Origin of the sequence: Burkholderia sp. BCC1996 (genome assembly GCF_905339955.1) — a bacterium.
In the GTDB taxonomy this organism is placed as follows: domain Bacteria; phylum Pseudomonadota; class Gammaproteobacteria; order Burkholderiales; family Burkholderiaceae; genus Burkholderia.
This window is the reverse complement of record NZ_CAJPHM010000028.1, coordinates 13151-34183: the sequence shown is the minus strand read 5'-3', so window position 1 is coordinate 34183 and position 21033 is coordinate 13151. Positions and strand designations below refer to the sequence as shown.

General features: G+C 68.0%; 17 protein-coding genes. 9 read left to right on the top strand and 8 right to left on the bottom strand.

Going from position 1 to position 21033, the window contains the following annotated elements; all coding sequences use genetic code 11:
• Positions 1 to 7: 7 nt before the first annotated feature.
• On the bottom strand, positions 8 to 1471 hold the full coding sequence (locus U4Z64_RS30685; RefSeq protein WP_321821926.1) for a mannitol dehydrogenase family protein: 1464 nt from the start codon (positions 1469 to 1471) through the stop codon (positions 8 to 10).
• 157 nt (positions 1472 to 1628) lie between these two features.
• Here U4Z64_RS30685 and U4Z64_RS30680 point away from each other — a divergent pair, with 157 nt between their 5' ends.
• Genes U4Z64_RS30680 through U4Z64_RS30670 form a run of 3 tightly spaced genes read left to right on the top strand, consistent with a single transcriptional unit; the run spans position 1629 to position 4651 of the window.
• Positions 1629 to 2360 carry a GntR family transcriptional regulator gene (locus U4Z64_RS30680; protein ID WP_257775278.1) on the top strand — a complete coding sequence of 244 codons (732 nt, stop codon included), beginning with the start codon at positions 1629 to 1631 and terminating at the stop codon, positions 2358 to 2360.
• 21 nt (positions 2361 to 2381) lie between these two features.
• A complete protein-coding gene (gene manD, locus U4Z64_RS30675) occupies positions 2382 to 3590 on the top strand; it encodes a D-mannonate dehydratase ManD (RefSeq protein ID WP_321821925.1) in 1209 nt (402 codons plus the stop codon).
• Positions 3591 to 3619: 29 nt separating this feature from the next.
• Entirely contained in the window at positions 3620 to 4651 is a 1032-nt protein-coding gene (locus U4Z64_RS30670) for a Zn-dependent oxidoreductase (protein ID WP_124921762.1), read from the top strand.
• Between the two features lie 75 nt (positions 4652 to 4726).
• On the opposite strand, the gene U4Z64_RS30665 is transcribed toward U4Z64_RS30670, so the two are convergent.
• Entirely contained in the window at positions 4727 to 6913 is a 2187-nt protein-coding gene (locus U4Z64_RS30665) for a TonB-dependent siderophore receptor (RefSeq protein WP_321821924.1), read from the bottom strand.
• Positions 6914 to 7336: 423 nt separating this feature from the next.
• Between U4Z64_RS30665 and U4Z64_RS30660 the strand changes: the two genes are divergently transcribed.
• Positions 7337 to 7783 (top strand): hypothetical protein, encoded by a 447-nt coding sequence (locus tag U4Z64_RS30660; RefSeq protein ID WP_044847414.1) that lies wholly within the window; start codon positions 7337 to 7339, stop codon positions 7781 to 7783.
• 21 nt (positions 7784 to 7804) lie between these two features.
• Here U4Z64_RS30660 and U4Z64_RS30655 read toward each other — a convergent pair whose 3' ends face one another.
• The 5 genes from U4Z64_RS30655 to U4Z64_RS30635 all read right to left on the bottom strand — a co-directional run bounded on the left by U4Z64_RS30655 (position 7805) and on the right by U4Z64_RS30635 (position 13650).
• The gene (locus U4Z64_RS30655) at positions 7805 to 8896 is read right to left on the bottom strand and encodes a porin (protein ID WP_059834828.1); all 1092 of its coding nucleotides are present in this window, start codon (positions 8894 to 8896) and stop codon (positions 7805 to 7807) included.
• Positions 8897 to 8998: 102 nt separating this feature from the next.
• Positions 8999 to 10342: an MFS transporter gene (locus U4Z64_RS30650; RefSeq protein WP_124488653.1), complete on the bottom strand. Its 1344-nt coding sequence runs from the start codon at positions 10340 to 10342 to the stop codon at positions 8999 to 9001.
• Positions 10343 to 10498: 156 nt separating this feature from the next.
• Entirely contained in the window at positions 10499 to 11560 is a 1062-nt protein-coding gene (locus U4Z64_RS30645) for an aromatic ring-hydroxylating dioxygenase subunit alpha (RefSeq protein WP_321821923.1), read from the bottom strand.
• Positions 11561 to 11608: 48 nt separating this feature from the next.
• Positions 11609 to 12574, bottom strand: a complete 966-nt coding sequence (locus U4Z64_RS30640; RefSeq protein ID WP_321821922.1) for a PDR/VanB family oxidoreductase — start codon at positions 12572 to 12574, stop codon at positions 11609 to 11611.
• Complete coding sequence (locus U4Z64_RS30635; RefSeq protein WP_321821921.1) at positions 12571 to 13650, bottom strand: aromatic ring-hydroxylating dioxygenase subunit alpha; 1080 nt, start codon at positions 13648 to 13650, stop codon at positions 12571 to 12573. The genes U4Z64_RS30640 and U4Z64_RS30635 overlap by 4 nt, the downstream gene beginning before the upstream one ends.
• Positions 13651 to 13848: 198 nt before the next feature.
• Between U4Z64_RS30635 and U4Z64_RS30630 the strand changes: the two genes are divergently transcribed.
• Positions 13849 to 14337 (top strand): MarR family winged helix-turn-helix transcriptional regulator, encoded by a 489-nt coding sequence (locus tag U4Z64_RS30630; protein ID WP_321811797.1) that lies wholly within the window; start codon positions 13849 to 13851, stop codon positions 14335 to 14337.
• 69 nt (positions 14338 to 14406) lie between these two features.
• Here U4Z64_RS30630 and U4Z64_RS30625 read toward each other — a convergent pair whose 3' ends face one another.
• Positions 14407 to 15153 carry a TetR/AcrR family transcriptional regulator gene (locus tag U4Z64_RS30625; protein ID WP_124488649.1) on the bottom strand — a complete coding sequence of 249 codons (747 nt, stop codon included), beginning with the start codon at positions 15151 to 15153 and terminating at the stop codon, positions 14407 to 14409.
• 171 nt (positions 15154 to 15324) lie between these two features.
• On the opposite strand from U4Z64_RS30625, the gene U4Z64_RS30620 reads away from it, so the two are divergent.
• Genes U4Z64_RS30620 through U4Z64_RS30605 form a run of 4 tightly spaced genes read left to right on the top strand, consistent with a single transcriptional unit; the run spans position 15325 to position 20987 of the window.
• The gene (locus U4Z64_RS30620) at positions 15325 to 16506 is read left to right on the top strand and encodes an isovaleryl-CoA dehydrogenase (protein WP_044847409.1); all 1182 of its coding nucleotides are present in this window, start codon (positions 15325 to 15327) and stop codon (positions 16504 to 16506) included.
• 31 nt (positions 16507 to 16537) lie between these two features.
• Positions 16538 to 18145: a carboxyl transferase domain-containing protein gene (locus U4Z64_RS30615; RefSeq protein ID WP_124488648.1), complete on the top strand. Its 1608-nt coding sequence runs from the start codon at positions 16538 to 16540 to the stop codon at positions 18143 to 18145.
• Positions 18146 to 18164: 19 nt separating this feature from the next.
• Positions 18165 to 18950 carry an enoyl-CoA hydratase/isomerase family protein gene (locus U4Z64_RS30610; protein WP_014898432.1) on the top strand — a complete coding sequence of 262 codons (786 nt, stop codon included), beginning with the start codon at positions 18165 to 18167 and terminating at the stop codon, positions 18948 to 18950.
• Between the two features lie 36 nt (positions 18951 to 18986).
• The gene (locus tag U4Z64_RS30605) at positions 18987 to 20987 is read left to right on the top strand and encodes an acetyl/propionyl/methylcrotonyl-CoA carboxylase subunit alpha (RefSeq protein ID WP_321821920.1); all 2001 of its coding nucleotides are present in this window, start codon (positions 18987 to 18989) and stop codon (positions 20985 to 20987) included.
• The last annotated feature ends 46 nt before the right edge of the window (positions 20988 to 21033 follow it).

The following is a 21033-nucleotide window of genomic DNA, read 5'->3' as shown; positions in this document are numbered from 1 at the left end:
TGGTCGTTCAGCGCGCGTACAACGGTGCGAGCAGCCCATCGGTGCCGCTCGCGCGAAGCGTCGCGAGATGGGCACCGATGCGCGTGATCACTGCATCGGGCCATGCCGCCGAACCGGCGAGCGCGCGGCTGCCGAGGGCGGCCCGAACCGCGCGGGTGGCATCGCCGGCTGCCGACAGCGTCGCGCCGAGTGCGGCCCCGCCCGGATCGCTGACCGTGAGCGCGCGGCCCGCTTCGTCGCGCGCGGTGGCGAGGTAGTGCAGCCAGAGCGCGAGCGCGCGTTCCAGATACGGCCGCTCGATACCGGTCGCCGCGCTTTCGCCGAGCGCCGGCAGCCAGCGCAGCGGCACCTTCTGTGTGCCGTCCATCGCGATCTGTTCGGTGCGATGCGCGAGCGTCGGATTGCGGAAGCGCTGCACGAGCGTCGCGCAATAGCCGTGCGCGTCATAGCCGGACGGCACGTCGACGGTCGCGAGCAGGTCGCGCGTCATCACGCCGTCGACGAGCGCCGCGATCGCCGGATCGGCCATCGCGTCGGACACAGTCGCGCGGCCGCGCAACTGCCCCGCATACGCGATCGCCGAATGCGAGCCGTTCAGCAGCCGCAGCTTCATCGTTTCGTAGGGCCGTACGTCGCCGACGAGGCGCGCGCCGGCGTCTTCCCAGCGCGGGCGCGGGCCGGCGAAGCGATCCTCGATCACCCATTGCGAGAACGGCTCGCAGACGATCGCGGCCGCATCGCGCGCGCCGAGATGGGCGTGCGCCCAATCGAGCGATTCGGGCGTCGCGGCCGGCACGATCCGGTCGACCATGCTGTTCGGGAACGCGACGTCGTCGCGGATGCGCCGCGCGAGCGCGCCGTCGATGCGTTCCGCGTAGTCGATCAGCAGCGCGCGCAGCGTGTCGCCGTTCGACGTCATGTTGTCGCAGCAGACGACGGTCAGCGGCGCATGGGCCGGCCGCAGGCGCAGGCCGGCCGCGATCACGCCGAGCGCGGTGCGCGGCGTGTCGGGCGTCGCGAGATCCTGCCGGATCGCGGGATCGTCGGCATCGAGACCGCCGCCGGGGCGGCGGCAATAGCCTTTCTCGGTGACGGTCAGGCTGACGATCGACACGGCCGGATCGGCGATCAGCGCCAGTAGCGCGGGCAGCGATTCGGGCGCGAACAGCGCGTCGTGCACCGCACCGACGATGCGTGCGCGCGCGCCTTGGCCATCGCGTTCGATCACCGTGTACAGGTGATCCTGCGCGGCGAGCAGGTCGACGGTATGGCGCCGCCGCAGTTCGACTCCGACGATGCCCCAGCGCAGGTCGCCCTGTTCGAGCACCGTTTCCGTATGCAGTGCCTGGTGCGCGCGATGGAACGCGCCGAGGCCGAGATGGACGATACCCGTGCGAACCGCTTGCCGGTCATAACCGGGACGGCCCGTGCCGGGCGGCGCGGTGCGCAGAAAATCGGGGGTAGATAACATGACGGTCGGTAACGGTTTGTACCATGGTAGATGCAGCAGTGCCTGCAGGTTATTTCGAGTTTTACCGCGAAGTTATCGGTGTAAACGCTATATCGCCTGAAATCGACTGCTTATGTACCATGGTAGACATCGATATCAAGTCGGATCCATCGCAACCATGAGCGAAACGGCAGCACTGGAAGAAGCGGACGTCGTGGTCACGGCATTGCAGGGGTTCTCGCTGGACGAGAGCCGGTCGTATACGGAGCAGGTGCATGCGCTGCTGCGCCACGCGATCGTGCGCGGCGCGCTGCCGCCGCGCACTGCGCTGTCGGAGGCGGTGATCTCCACGACGATCAAGGTCAGCCGCACCCCGGTGCGCGAGGCGTTCGCGCAGCTCGCCGACGAGCGGCTCGTGCAGATCATCCGGAAGGTCGGCACGCTGGTCGCGCCGATTCCGGTGTCGATCCTCGAGGAAGGGCGCTTCGCGCGCAGCACGCTCGAATGCGCGAACCATGTCGAGCTCGCGCAGAAGATCACGCCGGCGCAGCTCGCGGAGCTGTCGCGGATCATCGACGCACAGCGCGAGGCGGTGGCCGCGGGCGACGTCGAAGCGTTCTTCGATCTCGACGAGGCAATGCACGGCCGGATGTTCGCGTTCGCGGGCCGGCCGCACGTGTGGGAAATGCTGCAGCCGATGAAGCGCCAGTTCGATCGTGTGCGCTGGCTGCTGCTCGACCGCGTCGAGGATCACGCGCGCCGCGCGCTGCAGGAACACGAACAGATTCTCGCGCACATCGCGTCGCGCAACATGGCGCTGCTCGGCGCATCGGTCGCGGCGCACGTCGACCGGATCGGCTCGCATCTGCCGGAAGTGCGCAGCCGCGCGCCCCATTACTTTGTCGACTGAAACGCCCGCTGGAGGAGCGCAGTGAAAATCGAACGCTTGCAGACCATCGTCACGTGTCCGGGCCGGAATTTCGTGACGGTGAAGATCGTGACCGACGAAGGCGTCTACGGCCTCGGCGACGCGACGCTCAACGGGCGTGAGCTCGCGGTGCGCGCGTACCTGGAAGACCACGTGTTTCCGTGCCTCGTCGGACGCGACCCGCGCAACATCGAGGACATCTGGCAATACCTGTATCGCGGCGCGTACTGGCGGCGCGGGCCCGTGACGATGACGGCGATCGCCGCGATCGACATGGCGCTGTGGGACATCCTGGGCAAGCTCGCGGGCATGCCCGTCTATCAGCTGCTCGGCGGCAAGAGCCGCGACGGCCTGATGGTATACGGCCACGCGAACGGGCGCGATCACGAGGAAGCGGTCGACGCGGTGCGCGCGCACATCGAGGCCGGCTATCGCGCGATCCGCGTACAGTCGGGCGTGCCGGGGCTCGACAAGGTGTACGGTGTCGGCAAGACGGCCGGCGCGTACGAGCCCGCCGAGAAGGGGCTGCCGCCCGAGGAGCCGTGGGACACCGCGCTCTACCTGCGCCACACGCCGGAACTGTTCCGCAAGGTGCGCGACGCGGTCGGCGATGCGCCGCACCTGCTCCACGACGCACATCACCGGCTCACGCCGATCGAAGCCGCGCGGCTCGGCCGCGATCTCGAGCCGTATCGCCTGTTCTGGCTCGAGGACGCGACACCCGCGGAGAACCAGGACGCGTTCCGCCTGATCCGCCAGCACACGACGACGCCGCTCGCGGTCGGCGAGGTATTCAACTCGATCTGGGATTGCAAGGACCTGATCCGCGACCAGCTGATCGACTACATCCGCGCGACCATCGTGCACGCGGGCGGCATCACGCACGTACGGCGCATCGCCGACTACGCGGCGATGTACCAGGTGCGCACCGGTTTCCACGGCGCGACCGACCTGTCGCCCGTCTGCATGGCGGCGGCCGTGAACTTCGGGCTGTGGGCACCGAACTTCGGCATCCAGGAACTGATGCCGCACAGCGCGCTGACCGACGAAGTGTTTCCGCACAGCTACCGCTTCGAGGACGGCTATCTCGTGATGGACGACGTGCCGGGGCTCGGCGTCGACATCGACGAGACGCTGGCCGCGAAATATCCGTACGAGCGCGCGTACCTGCCGGTCGCCCGGCTGCGCGACGGATCGATGTGGAACTGGTGAGCGCCGAAGACCAGAAGGAGAGAACCGAAATGTTGAGCGTCGTTGTCGATCGTCCGAACAGCATGGGCGTGCGCGAAGTGCCGCTGCCCGTGCCCGCCGCCGGAGAAGTGCGCGTGAAGGTGCGCTATGCGGGCATCTGCGGGTCGGACCTGCACATCTTTCACGGCAAGAATCCGTTCGTGTCGTATCCGCGCATCATCGGCCACGAGTTCGTCGGCACGATCGAGTCGGTCGGCGCGGGCGTCGACGCCGCGCGGCTCGGCGAGACCGTCGCGGTCGATCCGGTGATCAGCTGCGGGCATTGCCACGCGTGCACGATCGGCCGGCGCAACGTCTGCCGGCACCTGACCGTGCTCGGCGTGCATCGCGACGGCGGCTTCAGCCAGTACACGTGTGTGCCGGCCGGCAATGCGTACCGGATTCCGGACGCGATCGCCGAACCCTGCGCGGCGATCGTCGAACCGTTCGCGGTGGCCGCGAACGCGACGTCGCGCACCGGCGTGCTGCCGGGCGACGTCGCGTTGATCTATGGCGCCGGCACGGTCGGGCTGACGATCCTGCAGGTGCTCAAGCGCGTGTACGGCATTCGCGCATTCATTACCGACCGGCTCGATGCACGGCTTCAGCTCGCGCGCAAGTGCGGCGCGGCCGAGGACGAAATCATCGACACGAGCGTCGAGTCGTTGCCCGACGCGCTGGAAAAGCGCGGCGTCGACGGCGGCCCGACGCTGATCTTCGATGCGGTCTGCCATCCGTCGATTCTCGAGGAGGCCGTGCGGATCGCCGCGCCGGCCGGCCGGATCGGCGTGCTCGGGTTTTCGTCGGAACCGTCGGCGATCGTGCAGGCGGAGCTGACGAAGAAGGAGTTGACGCTCGCGGCATCGCGGCTGAACTGCGCGATGTTCCCGCAGGTGATCGACTGGATTGCTCGCGGGCTGATCCAGCCGGAGCACATCGTTACGCACAAGGTGGGCTTTCGCGACGTCGCGCAGGCGTTCGAGATGGCCGAGCGCAATCCCGAGAAAAGCTGCAAGATCCTGCTTGATTTCGCGGGCGGCTGAGATCGGCTCGTGTCGCCGGCCGGGGCGCGTGGCACGGCCCCGGCCCCGGCCCCGGCCACCCGGCGCGAAGATGCGTCAGAACGACACCGTCGTCGTCAGCGTGACGAGCCGCGGCTCGCCGACCGCGACGATCAGGTTGCTGTTGCTCGACGGATAGTAGGTCTTGTCGAGCAGGTTCTTCACGTTGAGCTGGATGCGCGTCGGGAACTTGCCGATCGTCGTTTCGTAGGCCGCGAACGCATCGACGGTCACGTAGCCGGGCAGCGTGAAGCTGTTCGCGGTGTCGCCGGGCCGTGCGCCGACGAGCCGCGCGCCGCCGCCGAAGCGCCAGCGCCCCGGGAGGTTCGCGATCGCCGTGTCGTACACCGCGAACAGGCTGCCGGTGTGGCGCGCGACGTTGACGAGCGGTGTGTTGCTGTCGCGGTCGTTCGCGTTCGTGTACGCATAGCTGCCGATCAGGCTCAGGTGCCGCGTGAGCTGCCCCGCGACGTCGAGTTCGATCCCGCGCGAGCGCGCGGTGCCGATCGTCGACGTGATGTCGTTGACCGTGACCGCGACGTTGCGCTTGTCGATCTGATAGGCCGCGAGCGTGCCGGTGATGCCCGGCTTCAGGCTGAACTTCAGGCCGGCTTCCAGCACGCGGCCGAATTCCGGCGCGAGCGGCGCGGCCACGTTCGACGCGACGTTCGGCTTGAACGAACGGCTCACGTTCGCATACGCGGTCAGCGACGGCGTGAGCGCATACGCGAGCCCGAACTGCGGCAGCCACACGTTGCCGTGCGAGCGGTCGGCGAACACGAACGGCCGCCCCATTCCCGATTCCTGCTGCCAGTCCTCCCAGCGCAGCCCGCCGACCGCGGTGAGCCGGTCGGTGATCTTCACCGAGTCCTGCACGATCATCGAGTACGTGTGGACCTTCGAGAGCGAATCGCTCTGCTTCGTGCTCACCGTGCCGCCGGGCGCGAGCAGGCCGTAGACGGGATCGTAGAGATCGAAGCCCTTCGTCGCGGTGCCGCGGATCGTGTCGCCGCGGAAGCTGCGCTGCCGCTCGTATTCGCCGCCGACATAGAGCGCGTGGCTCATCCCCGCGAGCGTCAGGTTGCCGAGCAGGCCGAGCGTCGCGATCTGGTCGGAGTCGTTGCGTCCGAGGTTCGCGTCGGACGAGCGCGACAGCGCGCCGGTCGTGCTGTTGAAAGCGGTCGCGCGGGCGATGTATTGATCGTAGCGGTCGCGGCCCCAGCCGTAGGTCGCGCGCACGCGCCATGCGTCGGAGAAGCGGTGTTCGACGCGCGCGCGCAGCGTTTCCTGGATGCCGCCGCTTTGTGCCCACGCTTCCTCGTAGCGGCGATAGCGCAGCGCATCGTCGGGGCGGCCGTTCACGAGCACCGTTCCGCGATCGAACGGCATCGTGTAGTCGACGTACTGGTAGTTGACGTCGATCGACGTGTTCGCGTCGTGCCACGACAGCGCGGGCGCGATCAGCGCATTGCGCTCGCGGCCGAAGCTGCGCCAGTAGCGGCTCGTGTCGTATTCGCCGGTGAGCCGGAACGCGAGCGTGCCGCCCGCGACCTGGCCCGGCTTGCCGAGCGGGCCGGTCAGATCGAACTGCGCGCTGCTGCCGCCGTGGCTCGTGCGCGAGGCCGAAATCGAGCCGCCGAACGTGTCCTCCGGCTTGCGCGTGACGAGGTTGATCACGCCGCCCGGGTCCTGCATCCCGTACAGCAGCGAAGCCGGGCCCTTCAGCACTTCGACGCGGTCGATCGTCGCGAGGTAGCTGTGCAGCACCGGCGTGCGCACGCCGTCGACGAGCACGGAGCCGTCGTTGTTCGAGCCGAAGCCGCGCTTGATGAACGCGTCGCGCGTGCCGCCGAGCGTGTTGGTCTGCGTGACGCCGCTGATGTTGCCGAGCACGTCGTCGAGCGAGCGCGCCTGCTGGTCCTGCATCACGCTGCTGCTGACCACGGCGACCGATTGCGGAATCTCCTTGAGCGGGCGATCGTCGCCGCCGGCGACGCTGCTCGTGCGCGGCTGGTAGCCGACGGTCGGATCGACGGCTGACGATGCGCTGACGCTGATCGTCGGCAGTTCGCGTTCGGGGCGCGCGGGTGTCGACGAGGGCGAGGACGTGGCCGCCGAAGCCGTGGCGGCAGGTTCGGCATCCGCATGCGCGCCGCTTGCGACGCAAAGCGTGATCAGGGCAGGCAGGCTCGCGCGCCACGGACGAAGCGTCCGGGCGCGGTGGGGCGTTCGGCGGGATGGCATGAATCGATGAATGGACGGAGTGCTAAGGACGATGATGCGGACCGCGGCGCCTTTACTGCGTCGCGCGGAGGATGCGCATGATATACGTAATGAGAATCGTTTGCAATTGTAAAGAGGCCGATGCGGACCGGGCATCGCGATTGCCGGGCCGCCGGCCGTCTGCTACCGTAGCGCCCAAAATCAAACGCAGTGAAATTCAATGAGAGCCGGGGGCCGCACCATGTCATCTTCCTGTCACGTCGCGTGCCGCGCGACGTCGCGCACCGCAGCCGACCATGCGGGTGCTGAAGTGATCGCAGCCGTGTTCCGCGATTCGAACGATTGACGCAACGGCCGCACGATCATTCTCGGGTGTTTCGCCGGGCAGCCGCGAAGCGCCGCGAACGATTACTTCAACCACCACGCTTGACGGGAGACCACCCAATGAAAAAGAGTTCCGCGCCGTTCATGACGGCCGCGCTGGCTGCCTGCGCGATGCTGGCGGGCGTTCACCAGAGCGGCTACGCCGCGCCGGCCGCCGAGCCCGCGATCGATGCGCACTACGCCACCGTGATCGAGGCCTACACGCAGGACATGGCCGCCGCGAAGACGAAATACGACGGCAGGCGCCTCGCGTTCGTCGGCGCGGTGATGCGCATGGGCAGCGACCCGGGCGGTACGTACTTCGGTGCGTTGACGGCCGACGGCGAGCAGTTCGACACGCATTTCGACGCGGCCGACCAGGCCGCGTTGAAACCGAAATTCCCGGGCGGCGAGATCAAGCCGTTCACGGCGTCCGCGAATTTCCGCTTCAGCTGCGTGAACGAAGGTTATATCGACGCGCCGGTGCTGCCCGGGCTGAAGCTGTCGCATTGCCGGCTCGCCGATTGATCGAGGTGCGGTGTCCGGCGTTCAGAACTTCTGCTGGATGCCGGCCATCACGCCGAGCTGATTCATCCCGGTGCCGACCGTCCCGCCGGCCGCGACCGCGTTCGCAGCCAGCGCGCTGTTGAACATGTAGCCCACCGACGTATAGACGGTCGTCCGCTTCGACAGGAAATAGTTCGCGCGCCCGACGACCAGCGTCGCGTTCGTGCCTTCCTTGTTTTCGCGGCGTTGCAGGTAGCGCACGCCCTGCAGGTCGAGCGCGAGGTAGGGCGTCGCGTAGTACGTGCCGCCCGCGAACACGATGTCGGCCTGCAGGTGCTCGGCCGCCGCGAGGTTGCGGCGGATCCACCCGGCGCCGAGTTTCGCGGGGCCGATCTTCACGTAGCCCGCGACGATGTCGCGCGTGTCGGTGTAGGCCGGATTGTTCAGCGGCGCGAGCGCGCCGCCGCCGCCGCGCATCACGTCGTGCGACGCGGCCAGCCCGAAATTGCTCGCGTCATACGCGAGCATCGCCGTGTATTGGCGGCACGCGACGATGTCACCGGGCACCTGTCCGGCGCAGCCCGTCGCCGACGGTCCCGCCGGTCCGGCCGCGTCGCGGCCGAAGCTGTAGGTCGCGCCGAGCGTCACGCCGTGGAACGTGCCCTTGTAGCCGATCGCATTGTCGCTGCGCGCGTTCGGCAGATACGAGTCGAAATCCGCCATCGAATGAATCGACGGGCCGATCACGTCGGCATTGGTCAGCACGATCATCGACATGTTCATCTGGCGGCCGAGGGTCAGCGCGCCGAACGGGCTGTTCACGCCGACGTTCGCCTGCCGCCCGAACAGGCGCCCGCCGTAGTTCAGCGCGCCGGTGCCGGGCTGGAAGCCGTTTTCGAGCACGAAGAAGGCCTGGTAGCCGCCGCCGAGATCCTCCGTGCCTCTCAGGCCCCAGCGTGACGGCACTTCGCCGGTCAGCGTCGGCATCCCGGTGAACGATCCGCCGCGCGCGGCGTTGTTGTAATAGGACACGCCGGTATCGATGATCCCGTACAGCGTGACGCTGCTTTGCGCACAGGCCGGTCCGGCCAGCGCCATCGCCGTCGCGAGTGCGACGCCCAGTTTCGTTTTCATGGCTGTCTCCAAACAGTATGTAGATGTACTTATCGATTTTTTTATTGCCCCGGACATGACCGAGATGCCGACGGGTATCGGCAGGACTGCGGGTGTCGCGTGTTACGAGATCGCCGGATCGCGTTGCCGGTGCGGCGCCGCGACACGCGCGCCCGCCACGGCGACGGCGATCGCCGCGCCGGCCATCGGCACGAGGAACGCGAAATAGAGGTGGGGCACGGACCAGCCGTCGTCCAGCAGCGCACCGACCGTCATTGGCGACAGGATCGCGCCGAGGCGTCCGATGCCGACCGCGAGACCGATGCCGGTCGTGCGGATCTCGGCGGGATACGGCGTTGGCGACAGCGCGTACATGCCGGCCACGCACGCGTTGATCACGGCGCCGAGGAACACCGCGACGATCATCCCGGTGCCGAGCGAGCCGGTGTTCGCGCCGAACGCGACCATCAGTGCGCCGCCCAGCAACAGCGTCGCGCCCAGCAGGCTGCGCAGGCCGAACCGGGTCGACAGCAGGCTGAACAGCGACGCGCCCGCGATGCCGCCGAGGTTGAGCAGCACGCCGCCGGTCACACCCTGCGAGGCCGACAGGCCGGCCTGGACCAGCAGCTTCGGCGTCCAGCTGACGACGAAATAGAAGCTGCCCATCACGAGGAAGAATGCGATCCAAAGCGCGATCGTGCGACGCGTGAGCGGCGCGCGCAGCACGGCTGTCCAACTTGAGGCGGGGCTCGCCGTGTCGATGGATGCGCTCGCGGCCGGCAGCGCATCGATCGGCGCGCGCTTCATTCTGGCGAGGATGCGGTTGATTTTCTGCAGCGCGTCGTCCGGACGCCGCGCCAGCAGGAAGTCGAGCGATTCCGGCAACAGCGCGAGCACCATCGGGATCGCCATCAAGGTCAGGATGCCGCCGAACGCGAACACGCTGCGCCATCCCCATACCGACAGCAGGTAACCGGCGAGAACGCCGCCGGCGGTAGCGCCGATCGCATAGCCGGTCGACTGCATGCCGATCGCGGCGCTGCGCCATTTGTTCGATGCGTACTCGCCGCTGATGACGGTCAGGCTTGCGAGCATCCCGCCGATGCCGAGCCCGGTATAGGCGCGCGCGACGGCGAGTTGCAACGTGCTGTGCGTGGCCGCACAGGCCAGCATGCCGGTCGAGATCACCGCGAGGCAGAGCAGGATGATGCGGCGGCGGCCGACGCGGTCGGCCAGCGGGGCGATCAGCACCGAGCCGATCCCCATGCCGGCCAGCCCGGCGCTCAGCAGCAGGCCGATTTCCTTGCCGCTCAGTTTCCACTCGGCCGCCAGGTGCGGCGCGGCAAACGCGATGGCCAGCACGTCGAAGCCGTCGAGCATGTTCAGCACGACGCAGGCCGTGACCGCCATCGTCTGGAACGCGCTCATCGGGGACGCGTCGATCGTATTGCGGATATTTTCGCTCACGTCAAAGATCCTTGATAAAAATAGTATGACTAATCGAATGGGATGAAATCGAAGCCGACAGCGGCGAATGGGACGAAAGCGAATGCGTGGGTTGACGGGCAACCCGGGGAACGCCCATCGCGGCCGGCTCGCGTCGTTCGCGCGCCGGCGCGAGGGTTACGCGGGGTCGGGCTGCAGCAGCAGCCGCTCGATCACGCGCCGCGCGCGATTGGGGCCCGCGTCGACGTGAATGTCGATCTGGCGGCCGTCCGGAAACCGCAACTGATTGCGGTATTGCGCTTCGATCACGGTCTTGTCTTCATCGAACGTCGCCGCGGATTGCTCGATGACCGTTCGCGCGATGCGTTCGACGTCGTGTTGCGGATTGGTCGCGACGGTCCAGAAGTAGTGCGTCGTCGTTTCCGTCTCGGGCGTGATGCCGTGGAAGCCGCGCATGTGAAAACCGCCGCGCGCCGGGTCGTGAAGGTCGCCGGTGCCTGCGTCCATCGCGCCGGTCCAGATCCGGATATGCGACACGTGGAATTCGATTTCCTGCCAGCGGTCGACGCGGCCCGTGAACGGCCACGCGGCCGTGTAGGTCGGCGGCGGGTCGGACGCCGGCATCCGGCGGACCAGTGTCACCGTGTCGCCGTCGCTGCTGACGCGGGTTTCCGCGCCCATATGCAGCGGCGCGTTACCGCCGATCGTTTTCAGATGAACGTAGCCGAGGTGGCTCAGGTCCATCAGGTTGTCGTGAATCAGCTGATACGGCGCGTCGTAATGGTAGTGGCCGCCGCCGAACCGGTATTGCGGATCCGTGTGGAACGCATAGCGCGGCGGCGCGCAGCTCGGTTGGGCGTGCGCGTCGGCGCCGATCCAGATCCATACGATCGCGTCCTGCTCCTGCACCGGATACGACGCCACGCACGCCTTCGCCGGAATGCGTTCCTGCCCGGGAATCTCCACGCAGGTGCCGCCGCGGTCGAACAGCAGCCCGTGATAGCCGCAGCGCAGGCCGCGCGCTTCGAGCGAGCCGCACGACAGCGGCAGCGACTTGTGGCAGCAGCGATCCTCCAGCGCGCCGACTTCCCCGGACGGCAACCGGAACAGCACGACCGGGCGGCCGAGCAGCGTGCGGGCGACGGGGCGGTCCGTCAGTTCGGATGACAGCGCGGCGACCCACCATCGGTCGACCGGGAATTGAGCAGTACTGATGGGTGCCTGGGCAGGTCGTTCCATTGATCGTCTCCAGTATTGTGGTTGGCCGCCGCGTATCGGGCGGTCCGTCTACAGATCGAGGACCAGCAGGTCGCTTCGCGATCGGGAGCAGCACGGCATGAACTGGTCGCCGGCCGCTTGTTCCGCTTCCGTCAGATACGAATCGCGATGATCGGGCTCGCCTTCGAGCACGCGCGTCATGCAGGTGCCGCATACGCCTTGTTCGCACGACGTCAGCACGTCGATGCCGTTGGCCGCCAGCGCCGCGATGACCGTGCATTCGGCCGGCACGTCGATCACCTTGCCGCTGCTCGCGATCCGGACCTTAAACGCGCGATCCGCGCCGGACGACGCAACCGCACCGCCGAAGAACTCGTAGTGCAGCCGCGCTTCGGCCCAGTTGCGCTCGCGCGCGGCGTTCAGCACTGCATCCATGAAGCCGCGCGGGCCGCATACATACAGGTGCGTGCCGTCCGGCGCGGCGGCGAGCACCGCGGCGAGGTCGAAGCGTTGCGCGGGGTCGCCGTCGTCGACGTGGAAGCGGACGCGATCATGGAACCCGGCAGCGTTGATCCGCTCGACGAAGGCCATGCGATCGGTCGAACGCGCGCAGTAGTGCATGTCGAACGGCAGGCCGGACGAGAACAGCCGTTCGGCCATGCTGAGGATCGGCGTCACGCCGATTCCGCCGGCGAGCAACAGGTGGTGTGGGGCGTCGGGCGCGAGCGGGAATTGATTGCGCGGCATGCCGATCCGCACGGTATCGCCTTGCCGGACTTCGTCGTGAATCGCGCGCGACCCGCCGCGGCCCTCGGCATCGCGCAGCACCGCGATCTGGTAGCGATCGCCGTGCTCCGGGTGGTTGCACAGCGAGTACTGGCGCACGAGCCCGCCCGGCAGATGCACGTCGATATGGGCGCCGGCGTCGAAGCGCGGCAGGGGCGAACCGTCGTCGCTGACGAATTCGAAGCCGCAGATGTCGCGCGCTTCCTGCCACTTGCGGGCCACGCGAACCGTCAGCGTCGCGGCGCTCATGACGCCTCCTTGATCTGCGCGACCGGAATCACGGGCCGCTGCGGGCTCGCCGCACTTTCTTCGGCGAGCAGCCGCTCGATCACCTTGCGCGACAGCACGCCGCCGGCGTCGATGTTGAGCTTGAGCAGCTTGCGCTCCGGCCACTGCTCGAGGTTGAGCTGCTGGCGCTCGAGCATCTCGAGATCCTCGGCGAAGATCTTGCCCTGGCCTTCGCGGATCTCGGCGGTCAGCGCGTGATCGTCGGGCCGGAAGTTGCGCGCCATCCCCCAGAAGTACCAGATCGAGGTGTCCGTCTCCGGTGTGATGAAGTCGACCACGATCGACGACGCCTTCAGCTCCGCCGGCGCGTCGTAGCCGCCGTGGCCCGCATGCGCGACGCCCACTTCGATCATCACGTGGCTCGGCGGCGTGAAGCGGCAGATCTGCCAGCGGTCGACCGGCACGTCGTCGGCCAGCCCGTTGCCGCGCAGCGCCATCCGCCAGAACGGCGGCGGCATCACGTTCTCCATGAAGCGGCTGGTGACGACTTCGTCGCCATTGCTGGTGGTCTTCGGCGCGGCTTCGTCGATTTCCTTCTGGCCGATGCTCGTTGCATGCACGTAGGTCTCGTGCGTGAGGTCCATCAGGTTGTCGATCATCAGCCGGTAGTCGCAACGGATGTGATACAGGCCGCCGCCGTGCGCCCAGGCCGGATCTTCGGCCCATTGCAGCGCGGGCAGCCTCGCGGGATCGGCTTCGGACGCGTCGCCCGGCCAGACCCACACGAATCCGTACCGTTCGACCACCGGAAAGCTGCGGATCGGCGGGAAGCCGCCGACGCGCTGGCCCGGCATGCCGGCCGTCTTGCCGTTGCAGCCCATTTCGAGCCCGTGATAGCCGCACACGAGCACGCCGTCACGCACGAAACCCAGCGACAGCGGCGCACCGCGGTGCGGGCAGAAATCCTCGAGCGCGGCGACCTGGCCGTCCGCCGCGCGGTAGAACACCATCGATTCGTTGCAAATCTTGCGTCCCAGCGGCTTGCCGTTGATCTCGTCGGGCGTGCAGGCCACATACCAAGCGTTCTTGAGAAACACGTTGTTCGTCTCCTTCAGGGCGGTGCCGCCGGTACGCGGCAACTCGTCATTCCGTGTACTGAATGTGATTCAGTGTACTCATTGAGATTGGCTGGAGCAAGGCGAGCGGTATACTGGTTTTCCCGGGAAATGGCGTGAGGCAGCGCCATGCCGTCGGCGCACGCAACGGCGTGCGCCGCCTATGTCATCGACTCATTCATGGAAAAAACGAATCCCGCCGACGCGCCGGTTTTCCCGCTCGACCTGTACGACGAGCCCGGGCACCTGATCCGGCGCGCGCACCAGATCGCAGTCGCGATGTTCTACGAGAAGCTGGGCCGGGACGTGACGCCGGTGCAGTACGCGGTCCTGCGGATGCTCTACGAGTGCCCGGGGCTCGATCAGGTGACGCTCGCGCAGCGGGTGGCGCTCGACACGTCGACCACTGCCGATCTCGCGGTCCGGCTCGAGGCGAAAGGATTGATCGTCCGCGAAGTGCTGCCGCGGCGTCAGCGGCGCCTGCTGCTGACGCCGGCGGGCGTCGAGCTGCTCACGCACCTGATTCCGTCGGTGAAGGAATTGCGCGCTGGCCTGTTCGACGGCATGGGCGAGGACGATTCGCAGGAACTGATGCGCTTGTTGCGCAAGTTCGTCCATCTGAATAACGAGCAGAGCCGCGCGCCGCTGCGGGTGAGCGAGGAATCGTAGCGGTTGGACTCGGCTCGATGGAGCAGGTGATGCGGCAAGGCGCCAGGCGCGCCGCACCGCCTGCCGGCGTCACGCGCGTGACGCTTCGCCTTCGAGCCGCCGCACCGCTTCCGCGACTTCGTTCCTGAAGCGCACCAGCGCCGCCTGCTCCGGCGCGGGCGGCTGCACGGCCGCCCACAGCATGTCGATCAGCTGCGTGGCCGTCGTTTCCGTATCGAGCTTGCGGTGCCCGAGGATTGCATCCCACAGCACGTGCTCGATCGGCCCGAACACCATCGAGCGCAGCAGGCTCAGCGGCATGTCGCGGCGCACCTGCCCGGCCGCCTGGCCGCGCGCGAGCACGTCCATCAGCGGCGCCGTGTAGCGGCGCTGCAGTGCGGTGAGCTCGTCGCTCAGCGCATGCTGCTTCGCACGCCCCTCCGACAGCACCAGCGCGCACAGCCCCGTGCCGTTCACCAGCATCAGCCGCAGGTGCGTGCGCACGATGAACGCGAACTGCTGTTGCACCGGCGCGTCCTGCGGCATCCCGAGTTCGAACGCGGCAATGATTTCGTCATACCAGTCGGCGATCACACGCGCGCACAGCTCGCGCTTGCCGCGGAAGTAGCTGAACACCGTCGCCTCCGACACGCCGACGCGCTGCGCGATCTCGGCGGCCGTCGCATGCTCGTAGCCCTTTTCGGCGAACACTTCGCGGCCGGCGCGCAGGATGTCCTGCACGCGCTGCTGGGACTTGCGCCCGGCGGGGGCGCGCGACGGCTCGGCGCGATCGGCTTTGGCGGTGGCGGTCATGGTGTCGGCGGTAGCGGCTGTCATCTCGCAATGATATCTGAGTGTCACTCAAAAAACTATTGACGACAAGCCGGACGAGGCGCGAAACTGTGCAAAATTTCCACTGTATTGGCTTAATGAATCGACGCATTGATCCGATTTGAGCGAAACTCAGAAATCGGCGCGTGCGACCCACTTTCTGGAGACGGAGGAGACATGATCAACCTGCCCGGTGTGCAATTCATGCTCGGTGAAGACATCGAGATGCTGCGCGACGCCGTCGCGACGTTCGCGGCGAAGGAAATCACGCCGCGCGCGGCGGAGGTCGACCGCACCGACCAGTTTCCGATGGATCTGTGGAAGAAGTTCGGCGATCTCGGCGTGCTCGGGATGACGGTCGCCGAGGAATACGGCGGCGCGAACATGGGCTACACCGCGCACATGGTCGCGATGGAGGAGATCTCGCGCGCATCGGCGTCGATCGGCCTGTCGTACGGCGCGCACTCGAACCTGTGCGTGAACCAGATCCACCGCAACGGCACCGACGCGCAGAAGCAGAAGTACCTGCCGAAGCTCGTGTCGGGCGAACACATCGGCGCGCTCGCGATGAGCGAGCCGAACGCGGGCTCCGACGTCGTCAGCATGAAGCTGCGCGCGGACAAGCGCGGCGACCGTTACGTGCTCAACGGCACGAAGATGTGGATCACCAACGGCCCCGACTGCGACACGCTCGTCGTCTACGCGAAGACGGACCTCGACGCCGGCCCGCGCGGCATCACCGCATTCATCGTCGAGAAGGGGATGAAGGGCTTCTCGGTCGCACAGAAGCTCGACAAGCTCGGCATGCGCGGGTCGCACACGGGCGAACTCGTGTTCCAGGACGTCGAGGTGCCGGAGGAGAACATCCTCGGCCAGCTCAACGGCGGCGTGAAGGTGCTGATGAGCGGCCTCGACTACGAACGCGCGGTGCTGTCGGGCGGCCCGACGGGCATCATGGCCGCGTGTCTCGACGCGGTGGTGCCGTATATCCACGACCGCAAGCAGTTCGGCCAGTCGATCGGCGAATTCCAGCTGATCCAGGGCAAGGTCGCCGACATGTACACCACGTTCCAGGCGTGCCGCGCGTACCTGTACGCGGTCGGCCGCCATCTCGACTCGGCGGGCAGCGACCACATCCGCCAGGTGCGCAAGGACTGCGCGGGCGTGATCCTCTACACGGCAGAGAAGGCGACGTGGATGGCCGGCGAGGCGATCCAGATCCTCGGCGGCAACGGCTACATCAACGAATACCCGGTCGGCCGTCTGTGGCGCGACGCGAAGCTCTACGAGATCGGCGCCGGCACGAGCGAGATCCGCCGGATGCTGATCGGCCGCGAGCTGTTCGCGGAAACGATGTAACGCCCCACGTCACGCGAACGGAGCCCCGTCGATGCCGATCATCGAATCGAAACTGAACCCGCGTTCGGAAGAATTCCGCGCGAACGCCGCGGCGCTGGAGGCGGTCGTCGCCGACCTGCGCGCGAAGATCGAACAGCTCGCGCAAGGCGGCGGCCCGGCCGCGCGCGACAAGCACCTGTCGCGCGGCAAGCTGCTGCCGCGCGACCGCATCGCGCAACTGCTCGATCCGGGTGCGCCGTTCCTCGAGCTGTCGCAGCTCGCCGCGAACGGCATGTACAACGACGACGCGCCGGGCGCGGGCGTGATCACCGGGATCGGCCGGATCGCGGGCCGCGAGTGCGTGATCGTGTGCAACGACGCGACGGTCAAGGGCGGCACCTACTACCCGATGACCGTGAAGAAGCACGTGCGCGCGCAGGAAATCGCCGCGGAAAACCGGCTGCCGTGCGTGTATCTCGTCGATTCGGGCGGCGCGAACCTGCCGAACCAGGACGACGTGTTTCCCGATCGCGACCACTTCGGCCGCATCTTCTTCAACCAGGCGACGATGTCCGCCGCGGGGATCGCGCAGATCGCGGTCGTGATGGGCTCGTGCACGGCGGGCGGCGCGTATGTGCCGGCGATGAGCGACGAGTCGATCATCGTGAAGAACCAGGGCACGATTTTCCTCGGCGGCCCGCCGCTCGTGAAGGCCGCGACCGGCGAGGAAGTGAGCGCCGAGGATCTCGGCGGCGGCGACGTGCACACGCGCCTGTCGGGCGTGGCCGACCACCTCGCGCAGAACGACGCGCATGCGCTGTCGATCGCGCGCAACATCGTCGGTCACCTCGCGCCGAAGATCGCGTCGCCGGTGGCGCTGCGCGAACCGAAGCCGCCGCGCTACGACGCGAAGAGCCTGTACGGCGTGATTCCGGTCGACACGCGCAAGCCGTTCGACGTGCGCGAGGTGATCGCGCGCATCGTCGATGATTCGGAGTTCGATGAATTCAAGGCGCGCTTCGGCACGACGCTCGTCACGGGCTTCGCGCACATCTGGGGCCATCCGGTCGGGATCGTCGCGAACAACGGCATCCTGTTCTCCGAATCGGCCGTGAAGGGCGCGCATTTCATCGAGCTGTGCTGCCAGCGCAAGATTCCGCTCGTGTTCCTGCAGAACATCACGGGCTTCATGGTCGGCCGCAAGTACGAGAACGAAGGCATCGCGCGCCATGGCGCGAAGATGGTGACGGCCGTGTCGAATGCGAAGGTGCCGAAGTTTACGGTGATCATCGGCGGCTCGTTCGGCGCCGGCAACTACGGGATGTGCGGCCGTGCGTTCGGCCCGCGTTTCCTGTGGATGTGGCCGAACGCGCGGATCTCTGTGATGGGCGGCGAGCAGGCGGCGTCGGTGCTCGCGACCGTGCGCCGCGACGGCATCGAGGCAAAGGGCGGCGCGTGGTCGGCCGAGGACGAAGAGGCATTCAAGCAGCCGATCCGCGACCAGTACGAGCGCCAGGGGCATCCGTACTACGCGAGTGCGCGCTTGTGGGACGACGGCGTGATCGACCCCGCGCAGACGCGCGACGTGCTGGGCCTCGGCCTCGCCGCGTCGATGAACGCGCCGATCGACGACACGCGCTTCGGCGTGTTCCGCATGTAACGGCCGGGAGGGCTGACCGATGCGATACGAAACGATCAAGGTAAGCGAAGCCGGCCGTGTGGCGACCGTCACGCTCGCGCGGCCCGACGTGCGCAACGCGTTCAACGAGACGACGATCGCCGAGCTGACCACCGCGTTCGAGTGGCTCGACGCGCACGCCGGCGTGCGTGCGATCGTGCTCGCCGCGGAAGGCGCGGCGTTCTGCGCGGGCGCGGACCTGAACTGGATGAAGAAGATGGCCGGTTACTCGGACGACGAGAACCGCGCCGACGCGCGCAAGCTCGCGCGCATGCTCGAGGCGATCCACCGCTGCGGCAAGCCGGTGATCGCGCGCGTGCATGGCGACGCGTATGCGGGCGGCGTGGGTCTCGTCGCGGCGGCCGACATCGCGATCGCCGCCGACGGCGTGAAGTTCTGCCTGTCCGAAGCGCGGCTCGGGCTGATTCCCGCGACGATCGCGCCGTACGTCGTGCGGGCGATGGGCGAGCGCGCGGCACGCCGCTACTTCACGACGGCCGAGGTGTTCGACAGTGCGCGCGCCGCGTCGCTCGGCTTCATTCACGACGCGGTGCCGGCCGATGCGCTCGACGAAACGGTCGCGAAGCTGGCCGCGACGCTCGTCGCGAACGGCCCCGACGCCGTGCAGGCGTGCAAGCGGCTCGTCGCCGACGTGGCCGGCCGGCCGCTCGACGCGACGCTGATCGAGCAGACGGCCGACTGGATCGCGCGCACCCGCGCCGGCGCGGAAGCGCGCGAAGGGATCGCGTCCTTCCTCGAGAAACGCACGCCTTCGTGGCGTGAATGACGGCGTGCCCCTAACTTTCCGGACGACATCGAAGCCATGTTCGACAAGATTCTGATCGCCAACCGCGGTGAAATCGCCTGCCGCGTCGCCGCGACGTGCAAACGTCTCGGGATCGCGAGCGTCGCCGTCTATTCCGACGCGGACGCGAACGCGAAGCACGTCGCCGCCTGCGACGAAGCCGTGCACATCGGCGGCGCGGCGGCCGCGGACAGCTACCTGCGCATCGAGCGCATCATCGAGGCCGCGCGCGCGACCGGTGCGCAGGCCATCCACCCGGGCTACGGCTTCCTGTCGGAGAACGAGGATTTCGCGCATGCCTGCGAGGCGGCCGGCATCGCGTTCATCGGGCCGCCGGTCGGCGCGATCGCGGCGATGGGCTCGAAGGCTGCCGCCAAGGCGCTGATGCACGCGGCCGCGGTACCGCTCGTGCCCGGCTATCACGGCGACGACCAGGACGCGGCGAACCTGCATCTCGAAGCCGACGAGATCGGCTACCCGGTGCTGCTGAAGGCGAGCGCGGGCGGCGGCGGCAAGGGCATGCGCGTGGTCGAGCGCTCCGAGGACTTCCCGGCGGCGCTCGCGTCGTGCCAACGCGAGGCCGCGAGCAGCTTCGGCAACGACCGCGTGCTGATCGAGAAATACCTGACGCGCCCGCGTCACGTCGAAGTGCAGGTGTTCGGCGACACGCACGGCAACACCGTCTACCTGTTCGATCGCGACTGTTCGGTGCAGCGTCGTCACCAGAAGGTGCTCGAGGAAGCGCCGGCGCCGGGGCTGCATGAAGACGTGCGCCAGGCGATGGGCGAGGCGGCCGTCGCGGCCGCGCGCGCGGTGAATTACGTCGGTGCGGGCACCGTCGAGTTCATCATGACGGGCGAAGCGTTCTACTTCATGGAAATGAACACGCGCCTGCAGGTCGAGCATCCGGTCACCGAGATGGTCACGGGGCTCGATCTCGTCGAATGGCAGCTGCGCGTCGCAGCGGGCGAGCCGCTGCCGCTGAAGCAGGACGAACTGCGCGTGCAGGGTCATGCGATCGAGGCGCGTCTTTACGCGGAGAATCCGGCGCGCGGCTTCCTGCCGTCCACCGGCACGCTGAAGCACCTGCGGCTGCCGGAAGGCGTCGAGTTCGCGATCGGCGCGCCGGTGCGCGTCGACAGCGGCGTGCGCGAGGGCGACGCGATCACGCCGTTCTACGATCCGATGATCGCGAAGCTGATCGTGCACGGCGCGGACCGCGCGGAAGCGCTCGGCCGGATGCTGCGCGCGCTGCGGGCCTGCGAGGTGGTGGGCCTGCACACGAATGCCGCGTTCCTGCAGCGGATCGTCAACTGCGGGCCGTTTGCGAGCGCCGATCTCGACACGGGCCTGATCGAGCGCAACCACGATGCGCTGTTCGCGCCGCAACAGCCGCCGCGCGCGACGCTCGCGCTGGCCTGCGCGGCACTGCTCGCGCGCGAACGCGGCGCGGCCGCACGGGAAGGCGCGTCGCCGTGGGGTGCACTGCCGGACTGGCGGCTGAACGGCGGCTATCGCCGCACGCTCGAATGGCATGCGCCCGATCGCGACGCGGACGTGACGGTCACCTACGAGGACGACCGCGGCAGCACGCGCCTCGCCACCGGAGACGCGGCCGCGCAACCGTTCGCATGGACGCGCGGCGCGACGCCGCTCGACTTCGACGTGACGCTCGACGGCGTGCGCAGCAGCGGCCGCGTGTATGCGGACGGCGACAGTTTCCACGTGTTCACGCAGGGTGTCGCCGAGACCTTCGAATGGCGCAACGTGCTCGCGCACGCGGGCGATACCGAGCATGGCGGCGGCCGCCTCACTGCGCCGATGCCCGGCAAGGTGATCGCGGTGCTGGTCGAGCCGGGCCAGAAGGTCGAGGCCGGCACGCCGCTGATCGTGATGGAAGCGATGAAGATGGAGCACACGATCGGCGCGCCGGGCGCGGGCGTCGTCGCGGAAGTGCTGTACGGCGTCGGCGACCAGGTCGCGGATGGCGCGCAGTTGCTGATGATGGCGGAAGGCTGATCGCGGCGTGTGCCGCGCACGGGCCGGCGTGGCGCCTCGCGGCGCG